The 7,900-nt window shown below is 43.1% G+C and carries 10 protein-coding genes; 9 read left to right on the top strand and 1 reads right to left on the bottom strand.

From position 1 onward, the window contains the following. Positions 1-32 precede the first annotated feature (32 nt). The 5 genes from murF (at position 33) to RDS42_RS01875 (ending at position 5,213) form a co-directional block, all read left to right on the top strand. Positions 33-1,403: a UDP-N-acetylmuramoyl-tripeptide--D-alanyl-D-alanine ligase gene (gene murF / locus RDS42_RS01855; RefSeq protein WP_308782096.1), complete on the top strand. Its 1,371-nt coding sequence runs from the start codon at positions 33-35 to the stop codon at positions 1,401-1,403. Between the two features lie 97 nt (positions 1,404-1,500). Further along, a complete protein-coding gene (locus RDS42_RS01860; RefSeq protein ID WP_308782085.1) occupies positions 1,501-2,121 on the top strand; it encodes a hypothetical protein in 621 nt (206 codons plus the stop codon). A gap of 169 nt (positions 2,122-2,290) precedes the next feature. After that, positions 2,291-3,253 carry an NAD(P)-dependent oxidoreductase gene (locus RDS42_RS01865; protein WP_334307432.1) on the top strand — a complete coding sequence of 321 codons (963 nt, stop codon included), beginning with the start codon at positions 2,291-2,293 and terminating at the stop codon, positions 3,251-3,253. A 1-nt stretch (position 3,254) separates the two neighbouring features. Beyond that, positions 3,255-4,325, top strand: coding sequence for an acyltransferase family protein (locus tag RDS42_RS01870; RefSeq protein ID WP_308782087.1), 1,071 nt, complete (start codon positions 3,255-3,257; stop codon positions 4,323-4,325). 18 nt (positions 4,326-4,343) lie between these two features. After that, on the top strand, positions 4,344-5,213 hold the full coding sequence (locus tag RDS42_RS01875) for a hypothetical protein (protein WP_308782088.1): 870 nt from the start codon (positions 4,344-4,346) through the stop codon (positions 5,211-5,213). On the opposite strand, the gene RDS42_RS01880 is transcribed toward RDS42_RS01875, so the two are convergent. Continuing rightward, positions 5,214-5,480, bottom strand: coding sequence for a hypothetical protein (locus RDS42_RS01880; protein ID WP_308782089.1), 267 nt, complete (start codon positions 5,478-5,480; stop codon positions 5,214-5,216). It abuts the gene before it with no gap. Between the two features lie 147 nt (positions 5,481-5,627). On the opposite strand from RDS42_RS01880, the gene RDS42_RS01885 reads away from it, so the two are divergent. From RDS42_RS01885 to RDS42_RS01900, 4 genes are all read left to right on the top strand, one after another. After that, positions 5,628-6,650: an alpha/beta hydrolase gene (locus tag RDS42_RS01885; RefSeq protein ID WP_308782090.1), complete on the top strand. Its 1,023-nt coding sequence runs from the start codon at positions 5,628-5,630 to the stop codon at positions 6,648-6,650. Beyond that, positions 6,638-6,904 (top strand): DUF1294 domain-containing protein, encoded by a 267-nt coding sequence (locus RDS42_RS01890; RefSeq protein ID WP_308782091.1) that lies wholly within the window; start codon positions 6,638-6,640, stop codon positions 6,902-6,904. Before RDS42_RS01885 ends, RDS42_RS01890 begins: the two co-directional genes overlap by 13 nt. Before the next feature lie 27 nt (positions 6,905-6,931). Further along, the gene (locus RDS42_RS01895; protein WP_308782092.1) at positions 6,932-7,387 is read left to right on the top strand and encodes a metallophosphoesterase family protein; all 456 of its coding nucleotides are present in this window, start codon (positions 6,932-6,934) and stop codon (positions 7,385-7,387) included. Positions 7,388-7,561: 174 nt separating this feature from the next. Then, positions 7,562-7,828: a hypothetical protein gene (locus RDS42_RS01900; RefSeq protein ID WP_308782093.1), complete on the top strand. Its 267-nt coding sequence runs from the start codon at positions 7,562-7,564 to the stop codon at positions 7,826-7,828. The last annotated feature ends 72 nt before the right edge of the window (positions 7,829-7,900 follow it).

The raw sequence follows: 7,900 nt of genomic DNA on the forward strand, positions 1-7,900 counted from the left end.
AGAGAATCTTTGGGAAAGCAGGAAAACGCATGATGAAAAATCTTACATTAAGAAATATAACAAAGGTATGCGGTGGAATCTATCATGGTCCGGAGGAATTTCTGGATCAGGAGGTGACTTCCATTACCACAGACAGCCGTAAGACAGAGCGCGGCGGACTGTTTGTTCCTATTGTGGGAGAACGAGTGGACGCTCATAAATTTATTCCGGATGTTATGGAGAAAGGCTGTCTGGCTGCTCTTTCAGAACGAGTGCTTGCGGATGGGGAATATCCTTATATTCAAGTTGATTCTTCTTTGCAGGCAGTAAAGGATATTGCGGAATTTTATTTGGAGCAGCTTCAGATTCCGGTTGTGGGAATTACAGGAAGTGTTGGAAAAACAAGTACAAAAGAGGTAATTGCCTCTGTATTGAAAGAAAAATACCGTACTTTGAAAACCCAGGGCAACTTTAATAATGAACTGGGTCTGCCTCTTACAGTGTTCCGGCTTCGGGATGAGGATGAGATTGCGGTCCTTGAAATGGGAATCAGTGATTTTGGTGAGATGACCAGGCTGGCCAGGATTGCAAAACCAGAAACCTGTGTGATCACTAATATAGGAACCTGCCATCTGGAAAATCTGGGAGACAGAGACGGCGTACTGAAAGCCAAAACAGAAATTTTCAGTTCTCTGAGAGAGGGCGGAAATATTATTCTGAACGGGGATGATGATAAATTATCCACGGTAGAAGAATATAAAGGGATCCGTCCGGTATTTTTTGGACTGAAAGAAAATTGTGACGTATATGCAGATGAGATCGAGAGCAAAGGTCTGAAAGGCGTTTCCTGCAGGATCCATCTGGGAGAAGACAGCTTTTCTGTTCTGGTTCCTATGCCGGGGATACATATGGTATATAATGCCCTTGCAGCTTCTGCAGTGGGACGGATCTACAATCTTACTGTGGAAGAGATCAAACGAGGGATAGAAAGCCTGGAAGCCATCAGCGGACGTTTTAAGATGATTGAGACAGATAAGCTTCTGATCGTGGATGACTGCTATAATGCCAACCCTATGTCCATGAAAGCTTCTCTGGACGTGCTTCACGATGGAGCCGGACGCAGAGTTGCGATTCTGGGCGATATGGGAGAACTGGGCGAAAATGAGATTCGTCTCCATGAAGAGGTAGGTATACATGCAGCTTCCTGCGGTATTGACTGCTGTATCTGTGTGGGAGAGCTTTCTTATCATATGGCAGAAGCTGCCCGTAAGGCAGATCCGGGATTTTCTGTGATCTATGTGAAAAACCGTGAAGAGCTTCTGGAACACTTGAAGGAATATGTTCAGAAAGGTGATACAGTTCTTGTAAAAGCTTCTCATTTCATGAAATTTGAAGAAGTAGTAAAGGCTCTTGAGGAATGGTAGTTTCCTGGGAGAATTTGACGAACGATTTTTGTTTCCTCCTGAGACCGTAAGGTGTAGAATGTGAGATATAAGAAATCTGAAGATCAAGGAGGAGATCATGCTGGAACGAATCATGGAGCTGCAGCTTCTGCTCTATGCCATGACTGTACTGGGTGTGGCAGGAGGAGCAGGAATGCTTGCCGTACATCTTACCTACCGAAGAGCTATGGGAAAAACAAAAGCAGTGATGAATCTGAAAGAAAAATGGCTGAACCTCTGGAAGACAAGAGATAAACTAATGAACCGGATGAATCTTCTGGTGTGGCTGCCGTCACTGATGTCTTCTGTCTGTCTGGGACTGGCGCTGTTTCTTACTGCCAGACTGGAGCTTCAGCAGGGACTTTCACTTCAGTACCTTTATATCGGCACAGCAGTTCCGATACTTCTGCTTCTGTTACGCCAGGCATTGGATTTTACTTACAGAGAGGAACTGGTAATGAACTCCCTGGCAGATTATATACTTCAGGCCAGAGCCAGGAGAGAAGATGCTGTTTCTGCAAGGAAGGCAGAGCCGGTGGCTGTTTCGGAGAAGATGGATCCTGTTCTTCAGGAAGAGATGGTAGAGAAGATCACTGCCAGTATCAGGCAGACGGCAGCTACAGGGAGCCATTTCAGCAAAATGCTCAGTCCGGAAGAAGAGGAGATCATGAGAGAGATCATCAGGGAATTTATGGATTAAAGATATCTTTTGATGCTGTGAATGGAGTGAACGGCAATAATCTCAAGGTAAATTGCGGTTTGTTGGGAGATGCTTCTTGTAGAATCAGAGAGTTTTTGTTATACTGAGTCTGAATCATGTCAGAGTATTTATCAGTAATCATTAATAGGAGAGATTCATGAGCAAAATAATGAAAATTGTTCTTCTTGAAGCAAATAATCTGGGTGAAGACATGGTCTTCACCCCTTTTTTTCCTCTTGGGGAAGTAAAAATCTATCCATCCACATTACCGGAGGAAATGCCGGAAAGAGTCAGAGATGCGGACATTATTGTGGCTAATAAGCTGCTGATGTGCGAATCAACACTGAAGGAAGCAGAGAACCTGAAGCTGATCTGTCTTACGGCTACCGGAATCAATAACCTGGATGGAGAGTATCTGAAAAAACGGGGCATCCGTGCCTGCAATGTGGCTGGTTATTCTACAGATGCGGTAGCACAGCATACCTTTGCCATGCTGTTTTATGTATGGGAAAAACTGCGCTTTTATGATGATTATGTAAAGTCCGGTGAATATACGAAAAGTGAGGGCTTTTCTTATTTCAAAGAGAATTTTTATGAGTTGAGCGGAAAAACCTGGGGAATCATCGGAATGGGAGCTATCGGCAGAAAGGTAGCTGATATAGCAGAAGCCTTTGGATGCAGAGTGATCTGTTATTCTGCAACCGGAGGAACCTACCGGCTTTCGGAAAACAGAAAACAGGTGGATTTTGAGACTCTTTTAAAAGAGTCAGATATTTTGTCTGTTCATGCGCCGTTAAACGAAAAGACTCAGGGTCTGATGGATATGAAAGCCTTTGAGCAGATGAAAAAAACGGCAGTTCTGATCAATGCTGCCCGCGGTCCTATTGTGGATCAGGAAGCTCTTTACAGAGCACTCACAGAAGAGATGATCGCCGGAGCAGCTCTTGATGTACTGGAAAAGGAGCCGATGGCAGCAGATAATCCTCTGGCCAGGATCCAGGACAGCAAAAAGCTTCTGATCACTCCCCATATGGCCTGGGCGCCGGTGGAGACAAGATTTCGATGCAGGGATGAGGTAGTGAAGAATATACAGGCTTTTCTGGCCGGAGAGGACAGAAACAGGGTTTATTGATATGGAGAAAAAACGGATTGTATGGATAGAACTCCTTCGTATTGCAGCCTGTGTGGGAGTCCTTGGAATCCATGCGGGATCGCAGCATTTCCGGGATATGCCGGTGGACAGTACAGTATGGCAGGTGTCTAATTTTTATCATGGGATCAACCGGTTTGCCGTGGCGTGTTTTATTATGATCAGCGGCAGTCTGTATCTCAGCAGCAAAAGGACATGGGATCTGAAAAAACTGTGGCAGCGGAATATACTTCCTGTAGCGTCTGCTTATTTATTCTGGCAGCTGTTTTACGGATTTTACAGGATCGCTGTAAACGGAGGTCCCAAGATCGGCAGTATGGAGTTTTTTAAAAAAATGCTGGTCTATGTGAGCAAGCCGTATTTCCATTTGTGGTATCTTCCTATGCTGATGGGACTGTTGATCATTACTCCTCTTGTCTGGGAAATCGTAAACAGTTCCAGAGGAAAACAATGGTCCCAGTACATGATCCTTCTTTTTCTTGTATTTCAGATCTTTACCTATACGGCAGGAAGATTTAATCTGCCATGGAAAGAGCATGTTCAGGCTTTGATGAATACAGTGCACCCGGAACTGGTTACGGGATATATAGGATACTTTGTGCTGGGGCATTATCTTTATGAATACGGACTTCCAAAAAAATTGGAAAAAGCTGTTTATATACTGGGAACGGTGATGATATTTGCAGGAATATGGCTTTGTCAAAAAGAATCTCTGATGACAGGAAAAGCAACCCAGGCATTTTATGAGAACTATACATTTTTTACGTTCATGTGGAGCACAGCAGTTTTTCTGTTTTTTAAGGAACAGGTGTCAAAGATAAAGTGGAGTCAGAAGCTGGAGAAGGCAGTATGCAGCTTAGGCGGATGTACTTTTGGTATTTATCTGGTTCATGCTTTTGTGCGGGATATTCTTTACAGAAATGGAATTGACAGTATGATGATAAAAAATACTGTTTTGGCAGTTCCTGTTGTAATGCTTCTGATCTTTTTTATCAGTTGGGGAATTGTGTATATTGTCAGAAAAATTCCATTTATCAGAAAGTGGATCATGTAATACAGGAGGAAATGGAATATGAATGATAAAAGAAGAGAAAAAAAGCGCCGGCTAAGAGCCCTTCGAAAAGCAATTGACATGGAGTTAAGAGAACACAGAAGTACCTTTATTGTGTTTTCGATCCTTCGGATCATGGTTCTGGTATGTATGATCCGTCAGGTTTTTCTTCATAACTATGAAAGTTTTTTTCTCAGTGTTCTGACACTGGTGCTTCTGTATATCCCCAGCTGGCTTCAGGTGAAGCTCAGGATAGAAATTCCTATAGGTCTGGAGATTTCTATTTTATGTTTTATTTTTGCAGCAGAGATTCTGGGAGAGATCAATGCATTTTATATTGCGATTCCGGGATGGGATACGATCCTGCATACTCTTAATGGGTTTTTGTGTGCAGCAGTAGGCTTTTCCATGGTGCTTCTTTTAAATGACAATGAAAACCTGACGTTTGATCTGTCGCCGTTTTTTCTGGCGCTGCTGGCATTTTGCTTTTCTATGACAATTGGCGTACTGTGGGAATTTTTTGAATTTTCTATGGATTATTTCCTGAAATTTGATATGCAGAAAGATATGATACTGCATACGGTAAGCAGTGTAATGCTGGATCCTAACGGGGCAAATCATCCGGTAGTGATACGGGATATTGCAGATGTAATGATAGTTCATTCAGACGGCACCAGGGAGCTTCTCGGTCTGGGCGGATATCTTGATGTGGGACTGTACGATACCATGAAAGATCTTTTTGTAAATTTTATCGGTGCTGTGGTATTTTCTGTTATTGGATTTTTCTATGCCAGAGGCAGGGGAAAAAAGAGTGTTGTTTCTCTTTTTGTGCCCCGCAGAAAATCTGAAGACAGAGATTATCTGTCCATTACAAACAAAAAAATAAAGTGATCAGTCTTCTTCTATGACCTGGATTTCCAGATAGTCGAAGGTGATCTGCTCAATAAAACTGTCCTGGTAAAATCTCGCTCTGGAATGACGTTTAAAGTCAGAAATGACATTGTCAAGCCAGATGGGATTTTCCAGGTCAAATTCATAACAGATCTCTTCCAGCCCACGGAATATTTTGTGCGTTCTGGAATCTTTTGAGTCATCGCAGATTACAGTATCTTTTATCAGACGATTGTCTTTCCATAATTTTCCCCATAAACGGAACATAAGGTCCTCCTGTAAAAAATGTTATAATACAATTAGTATACAGAGGCAGGGAGAATAAGTAAAGACTGAGATTTTGTCCGGCTGCTGTGAGCGAAGTGAACAGCTGCCGATAAATGAAACGGCTGGCAGTACAGAGGAGGCAGAAAAATGCAGGACAGTGAGAAATATAAAGAAATCATCCATGAAAAAGAGTATACAGAGAAGATGCGTACGACAGTTCTTCCGTATCTGTCAGCGCGGTGCAGAGATACCTGGATTCCCTGTATTCAGGGAAAAGAGAAGGAAAAAAGGATCCATGTGAAACGTTATCTGGCAGACCAGGCTCAGGGAGTTGTGGTGATCAGCCATGGATTTTCAGAATCAGCCAGAAAGTATCAGGAGATTATTTATTATTTTTTAAGGAAAGGATATCATGTTTATATTCCGGAACACTGTGGACATGGATTAAGCTATCGGTTTACGGAAGATCCCTCTCTGGTACACGTAGACCACTGGAGCAGATACAGCCGTGATTTCCTGCGGGTATCCAGGCTGGTCCGCAAGGCTCACAGAAGCCTCCCCATGTATCTGTTTGCACATTCTATGGGCGGAGCAGTGGCAGCGATCGCTGCGGCAAGGGATCCTTATATGTACAGGAAAGTCGTTCTTTCTTCACCGATGATCCGTCCGCTGACAGGAAGTGTGCCTTATCCGGCAGCAGTAAGGATAGCCAGGGCTGCCTGCAGGACCGGAAAGGCAATGGACTATGCGGCAGGACAAAAGCCTTATGACGGGACAGAAAAGTTTGAATCAAGCTCTGGCCTGTCAGAGCCAAGATTTGACCGATACAAACAGATACGAATGGAAAACCTGGCATATCAGACCTGGTCGCCCTCTTATGGCTGGGTATACAGTGCTGCAAAAATGAACCGTTATCTTCAGCAGCATGCATGGAAGGAAATCATGGCTCCGGTGCTTCTTTTTCAGGCGGAGACAGATCATCTGGTATCAAATAAATCTCAGGATGTTTTTGCAGATAAGATCAACCTTTATGGGAAGACTTCCTGTACGGTTGTAAAAATGCCGGGAACCAGACACGAGATCTTTAATGCTCCGGATGATATTCTTGAAACATACTGGGGAAAGGTGTTTCAATTTTTCAGAGAGGGTGGAAGCTCATGTATGGAATAAGCCTTTTTTACCTTGCAGCAGTGAACCTTACTGCATTTTGTATATATGGAGCAGACAAAAAAAGAGCGATTCGGAATCAGTGGAGGATCTCGGAAAAAGCTCTTTTGATGCTGGCGGTCATAGGCGGAAGTCCGGGCGCCCTTCTGGGAATGAAAGTATTTCACCATAAAACAAAAAAGCCAAAGTTCTATCTGGGCATTCCTGTGATCCTGGTGCTGGAAGTTTCCGCTGCAGTGTGGTTTCTGACCAGATAAAAATGATTCGAAAACGGAGGAAAAGAGATGGCAAAAAAGATAGGGATTATTTCTGATACCCATGGACTTTTGAGGCCAGAGGTTATGGAAATCCTGAAAACCTGTGACTGTATTTTTCATGGAGGCGATATTAACAGACCGGAAATTCTGGATCAGCTGCGTCCGCTGGCATCGATATATGCGGTAAGAGGCAACAATGACAAAGAATGGGCAGAGGGGCTTGCGAAGACCCTTCGGTTTACAATAGAAGGCGTAGAGTTTTTTATGACCCATAATAAGAAAGATGCAGCCTGGGATCTGGGGACAGTGCAGGTGGTGGTTTTTGGTCATACACATAAATATCTGGAGCAGAATATTGACGGAAGGCTGTGGCTGAATCCGGGCAGCTGCGGAAAGCGGAGATTTGACCAGGAGATCACCATGGCGGTTATGACTGTAGAGAATGGAAAGTACCGGACGGAGAAAATTGTGATTCCAGGTTAAATATAATATAACTGCTTTTACTAAAAAAAGCAAACATATGTTTGCGAACAAATATTCGAAAATTTTTAGTTTGTCCCGTTCTATTGGACATAGTTTGTGATATAATCATTTTTGAAAGAAATGTTCAGAAAAAATGTTCAGAAAATATGTTCTTTAAAACAGGAGGGATATCAGATGCAGTGTGAACAGAGAGCGGACAGAAAAATCATAGCATTTGAAAGAGGAGAATACGGTGGAGAAAGGAACAGATCCGGAAAGCAGGGAAAGAAAAAGCTTTCCGGAACAATGGCGCTGATCCTGGGAGTGGTCCTGACTCTGGAACTTATGATAATGGGAGCTATGCTTTTTCATATTGATTTTCATTCTGCAGACAGGATCACGCTGATCCTTTCGTTTGCAGCAGTATATTTTGGCGTTGTTGCAGGACTGACAGATAAATAGGAAGGTGTTTATGCCCAGATCATTTAATCAGAAACTGAAAATTTTATATCTGATGCAGGTATTTATGGAGAA

The sequence above is a fragment of the uncultured Blautia sp. genome, from assembly GCF_902497045.1.
Taxonomy (GTDB): domain Bacteria; phylum Bacillota; class Clostridia; order Lachnospirales; family Lachnospiraceae; genus Blautia_A.

Coding starts and splice junctions, on each gene's coding strand:
- murF (WP_308782096.1), top strand. CDS start 33: ATGAAAAATCTTACATTAAGAAATATAACAAAGGTATGCGGTGGAATC.
- RDS42_RS01860 (WP_308782085.1), top strand. CDS start 1,501: ATGCTGGAACGAATCATGGAGCTGCAGCTTCTGCTCTATGCCATGACT.
- RDS42_RS01865 (WP_334307432.1), top strand. CDS start 2,291: ATGAAAATTGTTCTTCTTGAAGCAAATAATCTGGGTGAAGACATGGTC.
- RDS42_RS01870 (WP_308782087.1), top strand. CDS start 3,255: ATGGAGAAAAAACGGATTGTATGGATAGAACTCCTTCGTATTGCAGCC.
- RDS42_RS01875 (WP_308782088.1), top strand. CDS start 4,344: ATGAATGATAAAAGAAGAGAAAAAAAGCGCCGGCTAAGAGCCCTTCGA.
- RDS42_RS01880 (WP_308782089.1), bottom strand. CDS start 5,480: ATGTTCCGTTTATGGGGAAAATTATGGAAAGACAATCGTCTGATAAAA.
- RDS42_RS01885 (WP_308782090.1), top strand. CDS start 5,628: ATGCAGGACAGTGAGAAATATAAAGAAATCATCCATGAAAAAGAGTAT.
- RDS42_RS01890 (WP_308782091.1), top strand. CDS start 6,638: ATGTATGGAATAAGCCTTTTTTACCTTGCAGCAGTGAACCTTACTGCA.
- RDS42_RS01895 (WP_308782092.1), top strand. CDS start 6,932: ATGGCAAAAAAGATAGGGATTATTTCTGATACCCATGGACTTTTGAGG.
- RDS42_RS01900 (WP_308782093.1), top strand. CDS start 7,562: ATGCAGTGTGAACAGAGAGCGGACAGAAAAATCATAGCATTTGAAAGA.